At 68.5% G+C, this 20648-nt stretch carries 21 protein-coding genes; 2 read left to right on the forward strand and 19 right to left on the reverse strand.

What is annotated here, in order from left to right; translation table 11 throughout:
* Positions 1–114: 114 nt before the first annotated feature.
* From ACFU6I_RS18270 to ACFU6I_RS18325, 12 genes are all read right to left on the reverse strand, one after another.
* On the reverse strand, positions 115–2949 hold the full coding sequence (locus ACFU6I_RS18270) for a DEAD/DEAH box helicase (RefSeq protein WP_384367439.1): 2835 nt from the start codon (positions 2947–2949) through the stop codon (positions 115–117).
* A gap of 50 nt (positions 2950–2999) precedes the next feature.
* Positions 3000–3890, reverse strand: coding sequence for a diacylglycerol kinase (locus tag ACFU6I_RS18275; RefSeq protein ID WP_384367442.1), 891 nt, complete (start codon positions 3888–3890; stop codon positions 3000–3002).
* A gap of 18 nt (positions 3891–3908) precedes the next feature.
* Positions 3909–4859, reverse strand: coding sequence for a twin-arginine translocase subunit TatC (tatC, locus tag ACFU6I_RS18280; RefSeq protein ID WP_384367445.1), 951 nt, complete (start codon positions 4857–4859; stop codon positions 3909–3911).
* Positions 4860–4920: 61 nt separating this feature from the next.
* The gene (tatA, locus tag ACFU6I_RS18285; RefSeq protein WP_345513044.1) at positions 4921–5211 is read right to left on the reverse strand and encodes a Sec-independent protein translocase subunit TatA; all 291 of its coding nucleotides are present in this window, start codon (positions 5209–5211) and stop codon (positions 4921–4923) included.
* Positions 5212–5459: 248 nt separating this feature from the next.
* On the reverse strand, positions 5460–5657 hold the full coding sequence (locus ACFU6I_RS18290; protein WP_384367448.1) for a hypothetical protein: 198 nt from the start codon (positions 5655–5657) through the stop codon (positions 5460–5462).
* A gap of 51 nt (positions 5658–5708) precedes the next feature.
* Positions 5709–5987 (reverse strand): hypothetical protein, encoded by a 279-nt coding sequence (locus ACFU6I_RS18295; RefSeq protein WP_266987643.1) that lies wholly within the window; start codon positions 5985–5987, stop codon positions 5709–5711.
* A gap of 18 nt (positions 5988–6005) precedes the next feature.
* A complete protein-coding gene (locus ACFU6I_RS18300; protein WP_384367451.1) occupies positions 6006–6962 on the reverse strand; it encodes a helix-turn-helix transcriptional regulator in 957 nt (318 codons plus the stop codon).
* A gap of 15 nt (positions 6963–6977) precedes the next feature.
* Positions 6978–7931, reverse strand: coding sequence for a WYL domain-containing protein (locus tag ACFU6I_RS18305; protein ID WP_345513040.1), 954 nt, complete (start codon positions 7929–7931; stop codon positions 6978–6980).
* 196 nt (positions 7932–8127) lie between these two features.
* The gene (locus ACFU6I_RS18310; protein WP_345513039.1) at positions 8128–8499 is read right to left on the reverse strand and encodes an FKBP-type peptidyl-prolyl cis-trans isomerase; all 372 of its coding nucleotides are present in this window, start codon (positions 8497–8499) and stop codon (positions 8128–8130) included.
* Between the two features lie 43 nt (positions 8500–8542).
* Positions 8543–9493, reverse strand: coding sequence for an FKBP-type peptidyl-prolyl cis-trans isomerase (locus ACFU6I_RS18315; RefSeq protein ID WP_384367454.1), 951 nt, complete (start codon positions 9491–9493; stop codon positions 8543–8545).
* Between the two features lie 125 nt (positions 9494–9618).
* Complete coding sequence (gene pafA / locus ACFU6I_RS18320; RefSeq protein WP_266987634.1) at positions 9619–10980, reverse strand: Pup--protein ligase; 1362 nt, start codon at positions 10978–10980, stop codon at positions 9619–9621.
* 9 nt (positions 10981–10989) lie between these two features.
* The gene (locus ACFU6I_RS18325) at positions 10990–12249 is read right to left on the reverse strand and encodes an MFS transporter (RefSeq protein WP_384367457.1); all 1260 of its coding nucleotides are present in this window, start codon (positions 12247–12249) and stop codon (positions 10990–10992) included.
* Between the two features lie 143 nt (positions 12250–12392).
* Here ACFU6I_RS18325 and ACFU6I_RS18330 point away from each other — a divergent pair, with 143 nt between their 5' ends.
* On the forward strand, positions 12393–13421 hold the full coding sequence (locus ACFU6I_RS18330; protein ID WP_384367460.1) for a LacI family DNA-binding transcriptional regulator: 1029 nt from the start codon (positions 12393–12395) through the stop codon (positions 13419–13421).
* Positions 13422–13476: 55 nt separating this feature from the next.
* On the opposite strand, the gene prcA is transcribed toward ACFU6I_RS18330, so the two are convergent.
* From prcA to arc, 6 genes are all read right to left on the reverse strand, one after another.
* The gene (prcA, locus tag ACFU6I_RS18335; protein WP_384367464.1) at positions 13477–14301 is read right to left on the reverse strand and encodes a proteasome subunit alpha; all 825 of its coding nucleotides are present in this window, start codon (positions 14299–14301) and stop codon (positions 13477–13479) included.
* Between the two features lie 58 nt (positions 14302–14359).
* Positions 14360–15205, reverse strand: coding sequence for a proteasome subunit beta (prcB, locus tag ACFU6I_RS18340; protein WP_345513032.1), 846 nt, complete (start codon positions 15203–15205; stop codon positions 14360–14362).
* Positions 15157–15261 carry a hypothetical protein gene (locus tag ACFU6I_RS18345; RefSeq protein WP_376344573.1) on the reverse strand — a complete coding sequence of 35 codons (105 nt, stop codon included), beginning with the start codon at positions 15259–15261 and terminating at the stop codon, positions 15157–15159. The genes prcB and ACFU6I_RS18345 overlap by 49 nt, the downstream gene beginning before the upstream one ends.
* Positions 15262–15427: 166 nt before the next feature.
* The gene (locus ACFU6I_RS18350; protein ID WP_016325855.1) at positions 15428–15646 is read right to left on the reverse strand and encodes a ubiquitin-like protein Pup; all 219 of its coding nucleotides are present in this window, start codon (positions 15644–15646) and stop codon (positions 15428–15430) included.
* 119 nt (positions 15647–15765) lie between these two features.
* Positions 15766–17277 (reverse strand): depupylase/deamidase Dop, encoded by a 1512-nt coding sequence (gene dop, locus ACFU6I_RS18355; protein WP_345513031.1) that lies wholly within the window; start codon positions 17275–17277, stop codon positions 15766–15768.
* Positions 17278–17513: 236 nt separating this feature from the next.
* Positions 17514–19280: a proteasome ATPase gene (gene arc, locus ACFU6I_RS18360; RefSeq protein ID WP_345513030.1), complete on the reverse strand. Its 1767-nt coding sequence runs from the start codon at positions 19278–19280 to the stop codon at positions 17514–17516.
* 241 nt (positions 19281–19521) lie between these two features.
* On the opposite strand from arc, the gene ACFU6I_RS18365 reads away from it, so the two are divergent.
* Positions 19522–19833 carry a ferredoxin gene (locus tag ACFU6I_RS18365; RefSeq protein ID WP_327247296.1) on the forward strand — a complete coding sequence of 104 codons (312 nt, stop codon included), beginning with the start codon at positions 19522–19524 and terminating at the stop codon, positions 19831–19833.
* Positions 19834–19872: 39 nt separating this feature from the next.
* Here ACFU6I_RS18365 and ACFU6I_RS18370 read toward each other — a convergent pair whose 3' ends face one another.
* Positions 19873–20454 carry a hypothetical protein gene (locus tag ACFU6I_RS18370; protein ID WP_384367473.1) on the reverse strand — a complete coding sequence of 194 codons (582 nt, stop codon included), beginning with the start codon at positions 20452–20454 and terminating at the stop codon, positions 19873–19875.
* Between the last annotated feature and the right edge of the window lie 194 nt (positions 20455–20648).

A 20648-nucleotide genomic window follows, 5' to 3' on the forward strand; every position in this document is an offset into this window, starting at 1 on the left:
AGAGCTCAGCCGCACGGCGGAGCCGCACATCAGGTACGGCGGGAGGGGCGGGCTCGGACAGCCGCAGGCGCCTCACCCGAGGCCCGGTCGACCGAACCCGCGGCGCACACCCCGTCACCCCACCGAGCTGTACGCCACAACCCCCCTGAGCACCGCATCCGTTGCCTTGCGCGCAGCACGCGCGACGGACCCGGCGCCCGCGCCCGGCGGCGCAGCGGCCGCGATCTGCCCCAGCACATCGATGACCTGCTTGCACCACCGTACGAAGTCCCCCGCGGGCATCTCCGCCTCGCGCAGCACCTCGTCCAGCGTCCGCCCCGACGCCCACATGTAGACGGCCCAGGCGAATCCGAGATCGGGTTCCCGCTGCCCGACCCCCTCCGCCTGGTTGATCTTGAAGTCCTCCTCCAGGGCATCGAGTCGTCCCCAGATTCGGACCATCTCGGCCATCGCCGTCTTCGCCGGCCCGGACGGCAGTTTCGGCGCCACCGCGTCGTCCGCCTGCCGCGCCTCGTACACCAGCGCGGACACGCACGCGGCGAGCTCCGCCGGGTTCAGCCCTTCCCAGACCCCTGCCCGCAGGCACTCGCTGGCCAGCAGGTCCAGTTCGCCGTAGAGCCGGGCCAATCGCCGCCCGTGCTCAGTGACTTCGTTGCCCCGGAGATAGTCGAGCTCGGTGAGGAGCGCCACGATCCGGTCGAAGGTGCGGGCGATCGTGTTCGTCCGCCCCTCGATCCGCCGCTCAAGCTGCTTCGTGTCCCGCTTCAGCCGGTGGTACCGCTCCGCCCACCGCGCATGGTCCTCGCGCTCGCTGCACCCGTGGCACGGGTGGGCCCGCAACTCGGCCCGGTAGCGGGCGATCTGCTGGTCGTCCGCGGCCTCGGCCCGTCCCCTGCGGTGCCGCTCCGGCACGATGTGCCCTGCCTTGGTCCGCAGGGCCGATGCCAGATCGCGCCTCGACTGCGGCGACCGCGGGTTGAACGACTTCGGCACCCGCATCCGCTCCACCGGCTCGACCGGCACGGGGAAGTCGATCGACGCGAGCCGCTTGACCTGCCGCTCGGCGGTGAGCACCAACGGCCGCGGCCCGTCGTGGTATTCGAGCCCGCGATGCGTGTTGGACCGCCCGGCGGGCAACCCCGGGTCCAGCACCAGGGCCAGCCCGGCGAACTTCCCGGTCGGGACGTGGATGACGTCGCCCGGCTTCAGCTTCTCCAACGACGCGGCCGCGGCGGCCCGTCGCTGTGACGCGCCGTGCTTGGCGAGCTCCGTCTCCCGGTCCTTGAGGTCACGACGCAGCCGTGCGTACTCCTCGAAGTCACCGAGGTGGCAGGTCATGCCCTCGCGGTAACCCTCTAGGCCCTCCTCGTTCTTCTGCACCTGCCGGGAGATCCCGACGACCGAGCGGTCGGCCTGGAACTGGGCGAACGAGGTCTCCAGCAGTTCGCGCGACCGGTGCCGCCCGAACTGCTGCACCAGGTTCACGGCCATGTTGTAGGAGGGCCGGAAGCTGGACCGCAGCGGATACGTACGCGTACCCGCGAGTCCGGCGAGCGCCCCCGGATCCATGCCGCGCTGCCACAGCACCACCGCATGGCCCTCGATGTCGATCCCCCGCCGCCCGGCACGCCCGGTCAGCTGGGTGTACTCGCCCGGGGTGATGTCGGCGTGCTGCTCGCCGTTCCACTTGACGAGCTTCTCGAGGACCACCGATCGGGCGGGCATGTTGATGCCGAGGGCGAGGGTCTCCGTTGCGAAGACCGCCTTGACGAGCCCGCGTACGAACAGTTCCTCGACGACCTCCTTGAAGGTCGGCAGCATGCCCGCGTGGTGCGCGGCGATGCCTCGCTCCAGACCTTCGAGCCACTCGTAGTAGCCGAGGACATGGAGATCCTCGGGTGGGATGGACGCGGTCCGCTCCTCGACGATCTCCCGCACCAGGCGGCGCTTGCTGTCGTCGTTGAGTCGCAGTCCGGCCTGGAGACACTGCTGCACGGCGGCCTCGCAGCCGGCCCGGCTGAAGATGAACGTGATGGCGGGCAGCAGGCCTTCGGCGTCCAGCCGGTCGATGACCTCGGGCCTGGACGGGGTCCAGATCCGGCTGCGCTGGCGCCGCTCGCGCTCGCGGTCGGCCTCCCGCACCATCTTTCCGCGGCGCCGCTCGCGCGGGTTGTATCCGCGCTGGTTCTCCATGCGGGCGAGCCGGACGAGGTCGGGACTGACCTCGCGCCGGCCGACGCCGCGGCCGCCGTGGTCGGTCTCCTCCTCGAAGAGGTCGTACATCCGGCGGCCGGCCAGGACGTGCTGCCAGAGCGGCACGGGCCGGTTCTCGGAGACGATGACTTCGGTGTCACCGCGGACGGTGTCCAGCCAGTCGCCGAACTCCTCGGCGTTGGACACGGTCGCCGACAGCGACACCAGGGTCACCGAATCGGGCAGATGAATGATCACTTCTTCCCACACCGCGCCACGGAAGCGGTCGGAGAGGTAGTGCACCTCGTCCATCACCACATAGCCGAGGCCCCGGAGTGCCTGGGAGCCCGCGTACAGCATGTTCCGCAGCACTTCGGTGGTCATGACGACCACGGGTGCGTCCCCGTTGACACTGTTGTCGCCGGTCAGCAGGCCGACCTTGTCCGCGCCGTAACGCTTGACCAGATCGGTGAACTTCTGGTTGGACAGAGCCTTGATGGGGGTGGTGTAGAAGCACTTGCGGCCCTGACGCAGCGCGAGATGCACGGCGAACTCGCCGACGATCGTCTTGCCCGACCCGGTCGGGGCCGCGACCAGCACCCCTTTACCCGCCTCCAGGGCCTTGCATGCATCGATCTGGAACGGGTCCAGACCGAACTCGTACAACTCGCGGAAGGGCGCGAGTGCCGTGGCCTGCTCGGCGGCGCGGATCCGGAAAGCCTGGTATCGCTCAGCTGGTGAGAGGTCCTCTGTCATCTTGGTTACGAGCCTACCCGTCACCTCCGACAGTCAGCGCGATCTTTATTTCACTGCGCAAGAACCCTGGCCGCGCCCGGCACACAGGTCGCGGTGAGCGGCAGGGCACCGAGCGGTTCACCGTCCGCATACGCGGTGACACCGGCCGCGACCAGCTCGATCGACGAGACCCGGTGCACGGTGACCTTGGGGTGGCCGAGGTGCGTTCCCTTGTAGACGCGGGGAAACACCTTGAGCAGGGTGGTACGGCTGCAGTCCCCGACGACGGTCACGTCGAAGAGCCCGTCGTCCATGACGGCGTCCGCACAGATCCGCATCCCGCCGCCGTACGTGGACCCGTTGCCCACGGCGATGAGCGTCGCGTCGATCTCCTGAACCGGTCCGCCGTCGAGCCTGATGCGGTACGGGATCGGCCTGAAGGCGGCGAGTTCGGCGAGGATCGCCAGGTCGTACTTGAACCGCCCGCCGACCCAGCGCATCCGGTTGCCCCGGTCGTTGACCCGGGAGTCGAAGCCGGAGGCGAGCACCGAACCGAACCATCGCTCCCCGACCCTGCCGAGGTCGATCTCGCGGCTGCTGCCGCCCTTGAGCGCCTCGGCCGCGAGCCGTCCGGCGGCGGCCGGGTCCCGTATCGGCAGGCCGAGAGCGCGGGCGAAGTCGTTTCCGGTGCCGACGGCGACGACACCGAGGGGTGTGATGGTCCCGGCGACGGCCTGGAGGGCGAGGGACATCATGCCGTCCCCGCCCACGGCTATCAGCGCACCGGTTCCGCCCGCGACGGCCTCACGGGCCCGCCGCAGCGCGTCGTCGGCGTCCTCTCCCAGCACCGTGCGTACGGAGAATCCTGCGGCCCGCAACGCGGAAGCGGCCGGCTGCGCGGCGTGCGCGCCCCGGCCGCTTCCTGCGGTGGGATTGACGAAGAGGGTGATCTCGCTGGTCACCCGGGGGACCTTACAAGGTCAGGTGATGTCGTCGTAACCGTTCACCCGGTCACGGTCCGGCCCCGCTTGTGCGGGCAGCGACCCGCCCGTCGACACGGATTCGATCTCACCGATGTCCTCGGGGGTCAGGTCCAGCTCCGACGCCTCGTCATCGGCAGGTCCTTCCGCCGCGCGCTGTGCCTTGCGGCGGTCGTTGAGGAGCGAGAGCGCCGTGGCACAGAAGTACAGGACCCAGATCGGCCCGGCGAGTGCCAGCATGGTGAGCGGGTCCGTACTGGGCGTGGCCAGGGCGGCGAAGACCGTGATTCCCATGATCATCCCGCGCCACCAGCCCAGCATCCGCTTGCCGGTGATGACCCCGCCGAGGTTCAGCATGACGAGCAGCAGGGGCAGCTCGAAGGAGAGTCCGAAGACCACCACCATGCGCGTGATCAGGTCCAGCAGGTCATCGAGCGGCAGCTGGTTGTCCAGGCCTGCCGGCGAGAAGTCCAGCAGGACCTTGGCCATCGTGGGCAGCGTCTTGTACGCGAAGAAGCCACCCGCGAGAAAGAGCGGGAAGCCCGCGCCGACGAAGGCGAGCGAGTACTTCTTCTCGTGCTTGTGCAGACCGGGGGCGATGAACGCCCACAGCTGGTAGAGCCAGATCGGCGACGAAAGAACGACGCCCGCCATGAGGGAGACCTTGAGCGCAAGGGTGAACGGCGTCAGCAGACCGTTCAGGACGATGCGCGCACAGGTGCCGTCCTCCTTCTTCGCGAGTTCGGTGAAGCTCGCCTCGCAACCGACCGCCTTCAGCACCGGATCGGTGAAGAACTCGATGATCCCCTTGTAGAAGAACGCGGCGACGATCGTGACGGCGACGATCGCCAGCAGAGCCTTCGCCAGCCGGTTACGCAGCTCACGCAGGTGCTCCACCAGGGGCATGCGGCCCTCTGGGTCCGTCTCCTGCTTGCGGGCAGACTTGAGCAACCCACGTCCTCATCTCGTGCAGCAGGCCGTCACCATCACGGCGCCTGCGTCGGCCCGGTTGTCAGCGGTTGGTCGAGTCGGTCGGCTCGGCAACCGGACGCGAGCTCGTCACATCGCCGGGCGCGGCCTTGATGGTGCGCTGGGCGCTCTGGTCCTGGGCGGCATCGTTCGGCGGGTCCGCGGGGGTGGCCGTCGCGGCGCCCTCGGACTTCATGGCCTTGGCCTCGCTCTTGAGGATGCGGGCCGACTTGCCGAGCGAGCGAGCCATGTCAGGAAGCTTCTTCGCGCCGAACAGCAGAACAATGACGACGAGGATCAGGATGATCTCGGGAGCTCCGAGCCTTCCGAACATATGCGTGTACCTTCTCACCGAGGCAGCAGGGGTGGGGCTGATCGAGCGTCGGACAGACGTCCGATCTTCGTACTGTCAGCGATCGTATCCCGCAGGAGTAAACGCAGGGCAATACCCATGCATCCTTGCGATTACGGCCCACGCCTCGCTCTCAGGGCCGCCACCAGCAGCGTACCCTCCGAACCTGAGAAACAGGAGGCCCTGCCCGCCCCGATCGACCGGTCCGGCGCACAGCTTCCCGGTCCGTGTCAGCGCAACGCCTCGCCGGTGGCGGCGAGATCGGTTGCGGCCCGTTCGAGATCCTCGGCCGCCCGGTTGATGCGCCGAGTGGTCTGGGTCACCTGGTGCCCCAGGCGCTGGGCCTCGACGAACACCCTGATGGCCAGCACGCCGAGGACGGCGATCCCGAGGAATCCCAGGGCGATGGCGAGCATGGGCCAGAACATGCGCAGAGCCTCGATGTTGTCTAGGTGTCACAGGGGCCGGGAGTCCGTGGGTCAGGGGTTCTGAAGGCTGGTGTGGAGGCGCAGAGTGCGCACGCCCCCGCCTGTGAGGAGTTCCACTATCCGCTCCCCGGCGGGCTTGCGGACGGCGGCGCCGCACTCGGGGCAGGTGAACGAGTAGAACGTGGTGCGACGGCTGGAGCCGATGGCGAGGCGCAGGGCACCCGCCGCGAGCTCGAAGCGCCCGCGACAGTCCGGGCAGGCCGCCTTGAACCGTACGGACTCCGGAACCACCACAGTTGAGATACCCGACATCACAGACATATTGCTCATATCTCCTCAGGTATCCGCTCAGGCAGGGCCGTCGTAGGCGGCGAGCGCTGCCCGCGCCGCCTGCTGCGCGCTCCGCGCCAGCTCCGGCGGGGCGACGATGCGCCCTTCCCCGCCGAGCCGCAGCGCAAGCCTGCGCAGCGACGCCGGATCGGGCGTGCGCAAGGTGATCCGCAGTCCGCCGTCGGCCAGTTCCTCCGCGCTGTCGTGCGGGTAGTACTCGGCGACCCACCGGCCACCGGGCCCGACCTCGATCACCACCTCGGGGTCCTCGGCCGCCGGTTGCACCAGCCCCTCGGACAGGTCCCTCAGTTCCAGCTCCGGCGGTGCGGACGGCTCGTCCAGCAGCCGGATCTCGGCGACCCGGTCGAGCCGGAACGTACGCCGGTCCTCGGAGGACCTGCACCAGGCCTCCATGTACGTATGCCCCACGGCGAACAGTCGGATCGGGTCCACCTCACGCTCGGTGAGCTCGTCGCGCGCGGGTGAGTAGTACCGCAGCCAGAGCCGGCGCCGCTCCGAGATAGCCCGGTCGACATCGGCGAAGACGCCGCCCTCGGACTCGAAAGTGACCGAGAGCCGGGAGCTCGCCGCCCCGACCTCACCGGCCGCCGTCTCCAGCTTGGCGGTGGCCCGCAGCAGTGCCTGCCGGTCGCTCTCCCGCAGCCCCGGCAGCGTCGCCACGGCGCGCGCCGCGACCAGCAGGGCCGTCGCCTCGTCCGCCGCGAGCCGCAGCGGCTCCGCCACGTCGTCCGGGTTGTGCCACCAGATCCGGTCACCGTCGGTGTCGATGTCCAGCAGATCGCCGCCACGGAAGCTCGTCCCGCACATGGGCAGGACGTCGAGGTCCGAGATCAGCTCGTCCTCGGTGATCCCGAAGGCCCGGGCCACGTCCTGGACATGGGCTCCGGGGCGCTCCCTCAGATACGTCACGAGGGACAGCATCCGGCGCGTCTGGTCGATCGCGTTCGTCGCCATGAATACGGTCCCCCCTCAGTCCTTGGCCACGGCGCGCAGCCGGTCGACCACATCGGCCCGCAGATCCGCGGGTTCCTGCACGACCACGTCCGGGCCGAATTCGACGAGCCAGGCGTCGAGACCGTGTCCGTACGGAATCTCCAACTCATCCCAGCCGTCGCCGAGTTCCCTCACCGATATCGCCCGCGAGCGCAGCGGGTATCCGGAGCCGGACCGCAACCGGATCAGCGCGGTCCGGGTCGCCGTCTCCCCGGCCCAGCTCTCGACGGTCTCCCGGACCGTCACCACGTCGGGCACCTCGGCGGTGAACACCCCGGCCCGCGAACGGACCCGGCCGGTGATCCGGGACAGGCGGAACACCCGCTCGGCACGACGGTCACGGTCCCAGCCGGCCAGATACCAGTGCCCGCGCCAGCACTCGAGCGTCCAGGGCTCGACCTGGCGCTGCTCCGGGCGGGCGGCATTGGCCTTGCGGTAGTCGAAGGTGACCGGCCGGCGGTCGCGGCACGCCAGCATCAACGGCTCGAACGCTGCCTCATGGACCGGGATACGGGGTTCGAGGGCACTGTGCACCTCGTACGCGTCCTCGGCCTCCGGCATCCCGGCGGCCCGGAGCTTCTGGAGCGCGCCGCTGGCCGCCCCCGCGAGCCGGGCCTGCTGCCACACCTTTGCCGCCAGCCCCAGCGCCGCGGCCTCCTCGGCGTCCAGCGTGATCGGCGGCAGCCGGTTGCTGTCCCGGCGGGCCAGATAGCCGATGTCGCCGTCCAGGTTCTCCACGGTCTCGATGACCAGACCGAGCTCGCGCAGATCGTCCTTGTCCCGCTCGAACATCCGGTTGAAGGCTTCGTCGGAGCCTGCTTCCAGATAGGCCTCGATGGAACCGCGCAGCTCGCGCTTGCTGAGCGGGCGCCGGGTCCCCAGGAGGCACAGCGCCAGGTTCATCAGCCGCTCGGCCTTGGCAATCGCCATCGGCGCCCTTTCTCTACGTGCTCTACGACCCTCGACCGTACCGCTCCGGAGTGTCCGGACAAAAGCGAGGAGGGTACTGAAGATCTCGGCGCGCGGGAGCGGCCAAGATCTTCAGCACCCTCCTGGAGCCCACGCTCCACGGAACGAGGGCCCGTGCCGTCCGGCACGGGCCCTCGTGATGCGTCCGCGGGACGGATCAGACGGCGATCAGGTCGCAGACGAAGATCAGCGTCTCGCCGGGGGCGATACGGCCGCCGGCGCCGCGGTCACCGTACGCGAGGTGCGCGGGGATGGTCAGCTGGCGACGGCCGCCGACCTTCATGCCCTGCACGCCCTGGTCCCAGCCGGAGATGACCTGACCGACGCCGAGCTGGAACTGCAGCGGGGTGCCGCGGTTCCACGAGGCGTCGAACTCCTCGCCGGTGGAGAAGGCCACGCCCACGTAGTGGACCTTGACCATGTCGCCGGCCTTGGCGACCGCACCGTCGCCCTCCCAGATGTCCTTGATCTCCAGGTCGGCCGGCGGCTCGCCGCCCGGGAAGTCGATCTCGGGCTTCTCGATGCTCACTGAACTGCTCCTCCACATGAATAACTGGGCAACCGGGACAGTCTTACATCTTCGCCAGCAGGTCCACGGCGAAGACCAGCGTGGCATTGGCGGGGATGGACTGCTGCGCCTTGTCGCCGAAGGCCTGGTCCGGCGGGATGACCAGCAGGACACGGCTGCCGATCTTCTTGCCGATCAGCCCGTTCTTCAGCCCCTTGAGGGTCACCTGGGCCAGCGGGAAGGTCTGGGTCTTGCCCGTGGCGTACGTGCTGTCGAACGTCTTTCCGTCCTTCCACAGCAGGCCCACGTAGTTCACGACGACGCTGTCGGTCTCCTTGATGACCTCGCCCTTGGACTCCAGGATGTAATTGGAGACGAGCTTCTTCGGCGGGTCGGTCTTCTCCGGGATCTTGACCGTCGGAGCCTTGCCGTCGGTGTTGGTGCCCACCTTCGGCAGCTCGCTGTTGTTCTGGGCGACAGCAGTGCCCTCGGCCGACGCCGGGATGTGCGTCGCCTTCAGGATGTCCACGACGAAGACGAGGGTGGCGTTCGGCTTGATGTCGCCCTGCCCCTGCGCGCCGTAACCGAGGTCCGGCGGGATGACGAGCTGGACGCGGCTGCCGACCTTCTTCCCGAGGAGCCCCTGGTCCCAGCCCTTGATGACCATGCCGGCACCGAGGGTCAGATCGAACGGCTGCTTACGGTCGAAACTGTTGTCGAACGGCTTCGTGGAGTCCCACGCCTGTCCGAGGTAGTTGACCTGGATCGCGTCGCCGTTCTTCAGCGCCGCGCCCTTTCCCTCACTGACGACACGTGTCTTCAGATCCTTGGGAGGATCGCCCTCTCCCTTGGCCAGGGTGGGCTTCTCGCCGAACTTCACACCCGCGGTGATCGCGGGGAATGCGTTCTTCGAGGCGGAGGCTGAAGCGGAGTCGGATCCCTTGTCGTCGCCGCCGCCGCACGCCGCTGTCAGCAGCAGCAGGGGGACAACGAGAAGGCCGGCAAGTCGGCGCACTGGTTCCTCAGATCTCAGACGGCACAGTTGGTTGGGTCCCCGACACTCTAGGGCGTGCACAGGGCCCCGTACGAGGACGTACGGGGCCCGAGTCGCACAAGAGCCGAGGCGCGTCCTGCGCCGGCTCACATACCCGCGATCAGCTTTTCCACTCGATCGTCCACGGAGCGGAACGGGTCCTTGCACAACACCGTACGCTGCGCCTGGTCGTTGAGCTTGAGGTGGACCCAGTCGACGGTGAAGTCCCGCCGCTGCTCCTGGGCCCTTCGGATGAAGTCACCGCGCAGCCGCGCCCGGGTGGTCTGCGGGGGCACGGACTTGCCCTCGAAGATCTTCAGGTCGTTGCAGATGCGGGCTGCCTGCCCCTTGCGCTCCAGCAGGTAGTACAGCCCGCGCCGCCGGTGGATGTCGTGGTAGGCGAGGTCTATCTGGGCAACCCGCGGATGCGACATCGTCATGTTGTGCTTGGCCCGGTACCGCTCGATGAGCTTGTACTTCATCACCCAGTCGATCTCGGTCCCGATCCGGTCGAGGTCCTCGGTCTCGATCGCGTCGAGCGTACGGCCCCACAGCTCCAGGACCTGTTCGACCGTGCCGGTGCGAATGCCGCGGCGGTCGACGAAGTCCACGGCCTTCTCGTAGTACTCCCGCTGCACCTCGATGGCGGATGCCTCGCGGCCGCTGGCGAGGCGTACCTTGCGCTGTCCCGTGATGTCGTGGCTGACCTCACGGATCGCCCGGATCGGGTTCTCCAGCGTCAGATCACGCATCACCGTGCCCGCTTCGATCATGCGGAGCACCAGGTCCGTCGCGCCGACCTTGAGCAGCATCGTCGTCTCGGACATGTTGGAGTCACCGACGATGACATGGAGGCGGCGGTACCGCTCCGCGTCCGCGTGCGGTTCGTCGCGGGTGTTGATGATCGGACGGGAGCGCGTCGTCGCGGAGCTGACGCCCTCCCAGATGTGCTCGGCACGCTGGCTGACGCAGTAGACCGCGCCGCGCGGGGTCTGCAGCACCTTGCCCGCGCCGCAGAGCAGCTGCCTCGTGACGAGGAAGGGAATGAGGATGTCCGCGAGCCGGGAGAATTCTCCGTGCCGCGCCACGAGGTAGTTCTCGTGGCACCCGTAGGAGTTTCCCGCCGAATCGGTGTTGTTCTTGAAGAGATAGACGTCGCCCGCGATTCCCTCCTCGTGCAGGCGGCGTTCGGCATCGACAAGCAGGCCTTCGAGAATGCGCTCGCCGGCCTTGTCGTGGGTGACCAGCTCGGTCAGATTGTCGCATTCGGGGGTTGCATATTCCGGATGCGATCCCACGTCGAGGTAGAGGCGGGCGCCGTTCCGCAGAAAGACATTGCTGCTGCGGCCCCATGACACGACACGGCGGAAGAGGTAGCGCGCCACTTCGTCAGGAGACAGTCGGCGCTGTCCCCTGAACGTGCACGTGACGCCGTACTCGTTCTCCAGCCCGAAAATGCGGCGGTCCATGACTGAACATTACGCCTGATGGCCCGAGCTGAAACCGGGTTGGACAGCACCGTTTCGATCATTTTCCGATCCCTGCGCGGAAACGTCCGTACGCCCGGAAACTGCGAGGACCCTTCCCGTCGCCAGCAGAACCATCAGTGCGGCCACTCCACCGGCCCCCGCGACGGCGAAGCTCCACGCCGTACCGCCCAGCTCGACGGCCGGGCCCGCCACAGCCGTTCCCGCCGCCGCGCCCACCCCGAACGTCGTCACGAGCCAGGAGAACGCCTCCGTCACCGTGCCCCGCGGAGCATGCCGGTCCACCACGATGAACGAGCACGCGATCGCCGGCGCCAGGAACACCCCGGCGAGCGCGGCCAGGGCGGTCATCGCCACCACACCGGGTGTCAGCATCAGCGGCAGATAGCCGAGGGCCAGCAGCGCGACGATGACCCGCAGCCGGCGCTCCGGCGCCCCGGCCCACTGACGTGCCCCGTACACCGCGCCGCCGATCAGCGCGCCGAGGCCGAGCGCGGCCATCAGCCAGCCGTAGACCGCCTCCAGGCCGTGGTCGTCGGCGTACGCGACGCCCGCCACCGTGATCGAGCCCAGCGCGAGCCCGACGAAGAAGAAGGACCCGAGAAGCGCCAGCAGCCCCGGCGAGCGCAGCGCGCCCAGCCAGTGCGCCTCTCGGGGCGCCGAGCGCCAGGTCCGGGAGGGCTCCGACACCACCACGGAGAGCGCGCCCAGCACTCCTATGGTGTTGATGACGAGCAGCGCGGCGGCGGGCGACCAGAGCGAGACCAGCACCGTCACCAGCAGCGGGCCCACGGTGAACATGACCTCCTGGGCCACCGCGTCCATGGCGTACGCCCGGTGCACCCGGTCCTCCCTCCCCAGGACCGTCGGCCACAGCGCCCGCAGGCCGCCCTCCAGCGGCGGCGTGAACAGCCCTGCCACGATCACGGCCCCGTACGCCAGCGGAAGCGATCCGAGGCCCACCAGAGCCAGCAGGAACATGCCCAGCGCGGAGACGACGGACGCCGGGAGCTGGACGCGGGGCTGGCCGTACAGGTCCACCGCCCGGCCCAGCAGGGGCTGCCCGACCGCCGTGGCCAGGCCGTACACCGCCGCGAGCGCCCCCGCGAGGGTGTAGCTGCCGCCCTCGGCCCGGGTGAACAGGACGATCGCGATGTGGGCGGTGCCGCTCGGCAGCCGCCCCACCAGCGTGCCGATCAGCAGCCGTGCGGCATGCCGCGCCCGGAGGATGTCCAGATATCCCGCGGCCATGTCCGCCCCTCTCCCCCGAGGGCCTTCCGGACACCTTGAGGTTTTACGTATAACGTCGAGCTTCATACGTACCATGTGCCCTGTCCTCAGGTCCACCTCGCCGCCCGCACCGGCACCGCACCCGCCCAGCCCGGAGGTCCCTCGTGACCAGCGCATCCCAGCCCGCCCCGGCCCGGCCCACCAGCCGCGACGTCGCGCGGGCCGCAGGCGTCTCCCAGGCCACCGTCTCGCTCGTCCTCGGCGGCAAATGGCGCGGCAGGGTCTCCGAGGCGACCGCCGAGCGCGTCCGCGCCGCCACCCAGGACCTCGGCTACCGGCCCAATCTCGCCGCCCGCAGCCTCCGCCTCGGCCGCACCAGGACCGCACTGCTGGTGGTCCCGGCGCTCACCAACGAATTCTTCGCGCGTGTCTACACCGGCGCCGCCGCCGTCGCCGCCGAACACGACTTCGGGGTCGTCCTCTACCCCTCCCCCGACGGCACGGGCCCGGCCAGGGACCCCTTCGCCTCCGCCCGCGCCGCCCTCGACGGGGTCATCGCCTCGTCCATGGCCGCCGATGCCCTCGACGCCCTGCGCGGCGCCGACCTGCCTCTGGTCATGCTGGACAGCGACCCCGCGGACACCGGCGTAGCGGCCCGGGTCAACCTCGACATCGCCGACGGCATGCGACAGGTGACGGACCATCTGCTCACCCTCGGCCACCGCCGCTTCCTGCACCTGGCGTCGGCCATCGACTCCTGGACCTTCGCCGTTCGCGCCGGGGCCGTCCGCGACACCCTGCGGACCGTGCCGGACGCCTCCGTACGGACCGTTCCGGCGGCGCTCGACGTACGGGCCGGCCGGGAAGCCACGGAACACGCTCTGGCCGCCCCCGGCCCCCGGCCGACCGCGATCATCTGCGACGACGACATCCTCGCCGCCGGCGCCTGCAAGGCCGCCCGCCGGCTCGGCCTGCGGGTCCCCGACGACCTCTCCGTCACCGGCTTCGACGACCTGGCTCTGGCGACCGCCGTCGAACCCGAGCTCACCACCGTTCAGCTCCCCGCCGAGCAGGTCGGCGAGCGCGGCATGACCGCCCTCCTGTCCGTGCTCGACGGCTGTCCGGCCGAACCCGGCAGCCTGCCGGTGCACCTGGTCGTCCGCGGCTCCTCCGGGCCCCCGCCCCGTTCATGACGATGCCCCGGCCCGCCGCGAACGGTGGACCGGGGCACAAGGACATCCGGCAGGACTACTCCGGGGATGCCGGCGGCTCCGCGGACTCGGAAGCCCCCGAGGACTTCGTGACATCGGTGGGAGCCTCGCCCCCCTCGCCGTCCTCCAGGTCCGACGGGGCATCCGTCGGCGTGGCCCCGCCGTCGGCCTCCAGCAGCCGTGCCAGCTGCCGCCCGACGATCCGCTTGAACTTCCGCTGCTGAGGTCGCGTGCGGTCCAGGACCGCCACCTCGAGCCGCTCCGCGGGGATCTCCCGCTCGCTCCCGTTGGGATCACGGGAGAGTGCCTGCACAGCCAGCTTGAGCGCCTCCGCCAGCGTCATTCCGTCCCGGTGGCGCTGATCCAGGAACGTGCTGATCTGTTCCGCATTGCCGCCCACCGCGACCGAGCCGTGCTCGTCCACGATCGAGCCGTCGTGCGGCAGCCGGTAGATCTGATCACCCTCGGGCTCGGTGCCCACCTCGGCGACCACCAGCTCCACCTCGTACGGCTTCTCCGCCGCACTGGAGAAAATGGTGCCCAGGGTCTGCGCATAGACGTTGGCCAGCCCACGGGCCGTCACATCATCACGGTCGTAGGTATATCCGCGGAGATCGGCGTAACGGACGCCGCCGATGCGCAGATTCTCGTACTCGTTGTACTTACCGGCGGCGGCGAAGCCGATCCGGTCATAGATCTCGCTGAACTTGTGCAGCGCACGGGACGGGTTCTCGCCGACGAACACAATGCCGTCGGCGTACTGCAGCACAACCAGGCTGCGACCACGGGCAATGCCCTTCCGGGCGTATTCCGCCCGGTCGGCCATGGCCTGCTGAGGTGAGACATAGAACGGCGTCGACACCGGCTATCCGTCCCTTTCTGTCAGTGACGAGTGCATCGAAGAAGCCCCGGGGTCCGGATCAGAGCAGCGCGGCGCGCGGGCCGTCGGGCTGTTCCATCCGGCGCTCCAGGATCGACCGCGCGATGTCGGAGGATTCCGCATCGGCGAGCCTCCGGAAGCCCTCGTCGGTGATGACGGTGACGATCGGATAGATCCGCCGGGCCACATCGGGACCGCCGGTCGCCGAGTCGTCGTCCGCTGCGTCGTACAGCGCCTGCACGACCAGGGTGAGCGCCTCCTGCTCCGTCAGGTCCTCGCGGTAGAGCTTCTTCATCGCCCCGCGGGCGAAGATCGATCCGGAGCCGGTGGACGCGTAGCCCTGCTCCTCGGAGCGGCCACCGGTGACGTCGTACGAGAAGATCCGGCCCTTCTCGCGGTCGACGTCGAAGCCGGCGAAGAGCGGAACCACGGCGAGGCCCTGCATGGCCATGGCCAGATTGCTGCGGATCATCGTGGAGAGCCGGTTCGCCTTGCCCTCCAGGGAGAGCTGGACCCCCTCGACCTTCTCGAAGTGCTCCAGTTCCAGCTGGAAGAGCTTGACCATCTCCACGGCGAGGCCGGCCGTACCGGCGATGCCCACCGCCGAGTACTCGTCGGCCGGGAAGACCTTCTCGATGTCGCGCTGCGCGATCATGTTGCCCATGGTCGCCCGCCGGTCGCCGGCGAGCACCACACCACCGGCGAACGTCACGGCGACGATGGTCGTCCCGTGCGGCGCCTCGATCGCCCCCTGCAGGGGCGGCAGCTGCCGGTTGCCCGGGAGCATCTCGGGAGAATGGTCGGACAGGAAGTCCATGAACGAAGAGGATCCCGGCGTCAGGAAGGCAGCTGGTAGACGCCCGGTGCTACGAGTGTTGGCTTCCACGCGTTTCCCTCCAGGTATGCGATGGCCCTGCGCAAGGTGTCAGGATCATCCCCCAACTTGCCGATGGCCGAATTGCAGTTGATGCGGTTACGCCACGGACCCTACCCGCCCCGTGGCGGTGATCCACATGCGCGGCGGAGGCAGCTGTGCCCGCGCGGCACGGGATGGCCTTCTCCCGTACCGCGCGCGCCGCACCGCTCCCCGGTCGTTCACATCGGTGAACTACTGTCCACCCTTCTGAACGAATGAACGGACGAAGTCCTCTGCGTTCTCTTCGAGGACGTCATCGATCTCGTCCAGCACCGAGTCGACGTCGTCGCTCAGCTTCTCCTGCCGCTCCTTGAGGTCCTCGGAGGCCTGCGCGTCCTGCGCCTGCTCCTCGACCTCCTCGGTGGAGCGTGTCGCCTTCTGCTGTCCGCCGCCGGTGTCCTTGGTCGCCATATAGCTCACCCCGCTCGGTTCGAAGCACTTGATCAGACCCTACCTACGGGGTCCGACATCGGCCCGGTACTTGTCCATACGCCCGGGGTCATCTCGATGATTCCCGGATCGTGGCCATTTCAGCCGCCCGAGAGCACCCGGACCAGCTCTTCCGCCGTGCGACAGCGGTCCAGGAGCTCCTTGACGTGGTTACGGGTCCCCCGGAGCGGTTCCAGGGTGGGGACCCGCTGCAGCGAGTCATGACCGGGCAGATCGAAGATGACCGAGTCCCAGGAGGCCGCGGCGACGTCGTCCGCGTACTGCTCCAGGCAGCGGCCGCGGAAGTACGCCCTGGTGTCCTCAGGGGGCTTCGTACGGGCCTCCTCGACTTCGCGCTCGTCCAGCAGGCGTTTCATCTTCCCGCGGGCCGCGAGACGGTTGTAGAGGCCCTTCTCGGGCCTCACATCCGCGTACTGGAGGTCCACCAGGTGCAGCCGGGCCGCGTCCCAGTCCAGGCCGTCGCGGCGTCGGTAGCCCTCCATGAGCTCCCGCTTTGCGATCCAGTCGAGCTCGCCCGACAGGCTCATCGGATCGTTCTCCAGCCGGTTGAGGGTGTCCTCCCAGCGGATCAGGATGTCCTTGGTCTGCTCGTCGGCGTCCGCCCCGTACCGCTCCTCGACGTATTTGCGACCCAGCTCGAAGTACTCCATCTGGAGCTGCACCGCGGTGAGTGTCCGGCCGCTGCGGAGCGTGATCAGATGCTGCAGGGTCGGGTCGTGGGAGACCTGGTGCAGGGTGCGCACCGGCTGGTCGACGGCCAGATCGACATTGATGAAGCCGTCCTCGATCATGGACAGGACGAGCGCCGTGGTGCCGAGCTTCAGATAGGTGGAGATCTCCGACAGATTCGCGTCACCGATGATCACATGGAGACGGCGGTACTTCTCGGCGTCGGAGTGGGGCTCGTCGCGGGTGTTGATGATGGGGCGCTTGAGGGTCGTTTCGAGTCCGACCTCGACCTCGAAGTAGTCCGCCCGCTGGCTGATCTGGAAGCCGTGCTCGTGGCCGTCCTGGCCGATTCCCACGCGGCCCGCGCCGGTGACGACCTGGCGGGAGACGAAGAACGGGGTCAGGTGGCGCACGATGTCGGAGAAGGGGGTCTCCCGCTTCATCAGGTAGTTCTCGTGCGTGCCGTACGAGGCGCCCTTGTTGTCGGTGTTGTTCTTGTAGAGGTGGATCGGCTGGGCGCCGGGGAGCTGGGCCGCGCGCTCGGCGGCCTCGGCCATGACGCGTTCGCCGGCCTTGTCCCACAGGACGGCGTCCCGCGGGTTGGTGATCTCCGGCGAGCTGTACTCGGGGTGTGCGTGGTCGACGTAGAGCCGGGCACCGTTGGTGAGGATGACATTGGCGAGGCCGATGTCCTCGTCGGTGAGCTGGCTGGAGTCGGCGGTTTCGCGGGCGAGGTCGAAGCCTCGCGCGTCGCGCAGCGGATTCTCCTCCTCGAAGTCCCAGCGGGCGCGTCGCGCCCGGTGCATCGCCGCCGCGTAGGCGTTGACGATCTGGGACGAGGTGAGCATGGCATTGGCGTTGGGGTGTCCGGGCACGGAGATGCCGTACTCCGTCTCGATGCCCATTACTCGCCGTACGGTCATGCGGCCCTCCTTGCCCGGCGGCGTTCCCTTCCGGGATCGGCGCTCAAGTACCGCTGCTTGTCCGGTGCGTGTGCGGTGCCCGTCCCCGCACTGCGCGACTGGGCGGTACGGAAGAGCCTAGAGCGCCTCTGCGCTGGTGGGGAGATCAATTACGTCATTGCTCCGGTGTCGTGGGAGCTGTCCGGAAAGCAACCGGCTGCGGATGCCCGGCCGGGCATCCGCAGCCTGTCTGCGTTCTACAGGTACTGCCCGGTGTTTGCCACCGTGTCGATGGATCGACCGGTGTCTGCGCCCTGCTTTCCGGTGACAAGGGTACGGATGAAGACGATCCGCTCGCCCTTCTTGCCGGAGATCCTGGCCCAGTCGTCGGGGTTGGTGGTGTTGGGAAGGTCCTCGTTCTCCTTGAACTCGTCCACGCACGCCTGGAGGAGATGGGAGACGCGAAGGCCCTTCTGGCCCTGGTCGAGGAAGGCCTTGATGGCCATCTTCTTGGCCCGGTCGACGATGTTCTGGATCATCGCGCCGGAGTTGAAGTCCTTGAAGTACAGGACTTCCTTGTCGCCGTTGGCGTACGTGACTTCGAGGAAGCGGTTCTCCTCGGACTCGGTGTACATCCGCTCGACGACGGACTGGATCATGGCGTGAGCTGCGGCTTCCTTGGAACCGGTGTGCTCGGCGAGATCGTCGGCGTGCAGCGGCAGCGAAGGCGTGAGGTACTTCGCGAAGATGTCCTTCGCCGCCTCCGCGTCCGGACGCTCGATCTTGATCTTCACATCGAGACGGCCGGGCCGCAGGATCGCGGGGTCGATCATGTCCTCGCGGTTGGAGGCGCCGATCACGATGACGTTCTCCAGGCCCTCCACACCGTCGATCTCGGCGAGCAGCTGGGGGACGATGGTGTTCTCCACGTCCGAGCTGACACCGGATCCGCGGGTGCGGAAGAGGGATTCCATCTCGTCGAAGAAGACGATGACGGGGGTACCCTCACCGGCCTTCTCGCGGGCCCGCTGGAAGACGAGGCGGATGTGCCGCTCGGTCTCACCGACATACTTGTTGAGGAGCTCCGGACCCTTGATGTTGAGGAAGTAGCTCTTTCCGGCGGGCTGGCCGGTGACTTCCGCGACCTTCTTGGCCAGGGAGTTGGCGACGGCCTTGGCGATGAGCGTCTTGCCGCAGCCGGGCGGGCCGTAGAGCAGGATGCCCTTCGGCGGCCGCAGTTCGTGCTCCTTGAAAAGGTCGGGGTGGAGGTAGGGCAGCTCGACCGCGTCCCGGATCAGCTCGATCTGGTCGCCCAGGCCGCCGATCTTGTCGTAGTCGATGTCCGGAACCTCTTCGAGGACGAGCTCCTCGACCTCGCTCTTCGGGACCACTTCGTAGACGTAACCGGACCTGGGTTCGAGCAGGAGCGCGTCGCCGGGCCGGATGTTGATGTCGAGGAGCGGTTCGGCGAGCCGTACCACCCGTTCCTCGTCGGTGTGCCCGATGACCAGGGCGCGCTCGCCGTCCTCAAGAATCTCCTTGAGGGTGACGATGTCCCCGGCCCGCTCGAATTCCATGGCCTCGACCACGTTGAGCGCTTCGTTGAGCATGACTTCCTGGCCGCGCCGGAGGTCGTCGATCTCGACACTGGGACTGACGTTCACCCGGAGCTTGCGGCCCCCGGTGAAGATGTCGCAGGTGCCGTCCTCGTTGCCCTGCAGAAAGACTCCGAAGCCGGCCGGCGGCTGTGCGAGCCGGTCGACTTCCTCCTTGAGGGCCACGATCTGGTCGCGGGCCTCGCGCAGGGTGTTGGCGAGCCGCTCGTTCTGTGCGGACACGCCTGCGAGGTTCGTCTGCAACTCGACGATCCGCTCTTCGAGAATCCTCGTATGGCGCGGAGAGTCGGCGAGCTTACGTCGCAGGACGGCGATTTCCTGCTCAAGATAGGCGACCTGGCCGGCTGGGTCTTCGGACCCCCGCCCGGGCCGGATGCCGCGGTTGATGTCGTCGTCGTGGGCTGCCACGGTCCTCACCTCCTCCAAGGGGAGCTGGACGCTTCCTGACCCTACCTGGGTGGGTGATGATTGAAACCCCTAGATCACAAAGACTGCGGGGCGTGTCCGATCTTCACCCTTGCGCTCTCCCTCACGCCAGGGGAATACCCACCGTTCAACATCGGAAAGCGGCCGGTTGTATCGTCGAACCGGTCAACACCCGTCAGGGCTGGCTTTTTTTGGTTCGGAAACGCAGGGAACGGCAGGAGAAATGACCGTGCAGCAGGACGCTCCCACCGGCAGCGACACGCAGGACCTGGAGGTCTGGATCGACCAGGACCTCTGCACGGGAGACGGGATCTGTGTGCAGTACGCGCCCGAGGTCTTCGAGCTGGACATCGACGGTCTGGCGTACGTGAAGAGCGGCGACGACGAGTTGTTGCAGGACAAGGGGGCGACGACACCCGTTCCGCTTCCGCTGCTTCAGGACGTGGTCGATTCGGCCAAGGAGTGCCCGGGCGACTGCATTCATGTACGTCGCGTTTCGGACAGGGTCGAGGTCTACGGCCCCGACGCAGCCTGATCCGTCGGCTGCGGCCTGCCGGGTACGGGAAGTGACCGGTCAGGCGCTGTTCGCTTCGCTCCGCACGGCGCGGACGAAGGCACCGTTCCGCCACTGCCAGGTCACCTTTTCCTGCTGGTCGGGACAGCAGCGCGGGGTCTCGGGCGAGGAGTAGCCGAGGAGCGTGGCGGAGATGATTCCGTCACGCACGGTGAGGTGGTCGATGCTCATCATCTGGGCGGGGTCCACCAGGGTCGCAACGACCCGGGGTGCGGCCCCGCTTCCCTGTGTGAGGACGTAGACACCGCTCGGCGGGGTGCCGGATCCGGCCGCGCAGTGGACCACGGCGACGGTTTCCGGCCGGTCGTCGCCGTCGAGGTCACCGGCGATCTGCTGGGCGACGGTGCTCCCCACCGTCCCGCAGTCCAGCGGGAAGGTCGCCCGGGCCGGATCGGGAGCGGCCGCGGGCGCGGTGCCGTGCTGGGTGGCGGTGCGGTGCGGGGTCGAGGCCGAGGCGGTGGCGGCATCGGGCTGGAGCATGCCCGCTGCCGCGACGACGGCGGCCATGGCGGTCGCGGTCACGAGCCACTGCATCGGCCTGCTGTCGGTGTGCGCGAGGTCCGGGAGCTCGGAGGTCTGCACGCGGGATGTCTCCTGTGGTTCCTGTGGTGCGGCGATGCCGGGAAGGCGGGGCGTCAGCCGTGGGGTGGGGGTGGCCAGCATCGTGCCACACCTCACAGGGCAGTGGAACGGTGGGGTCGGTACGGATTCGGATTCCGTGCACAGCCCCGCAGCGGCAGCCTCCGCACGGGCAACGAATAGGCGCCGCCGCGGAG

The sequence above is a fragment of the Streptomyces sp. NPDC057486 genome (assembly GCF_042802415.1).
Taxonomy (GTDB): domain Bacteria; phylum Actinomycetota; class Actinomycetes; order Streptomycetales; family Streptomycetaceae; genus Streptomyces; species Streptomyces yanii.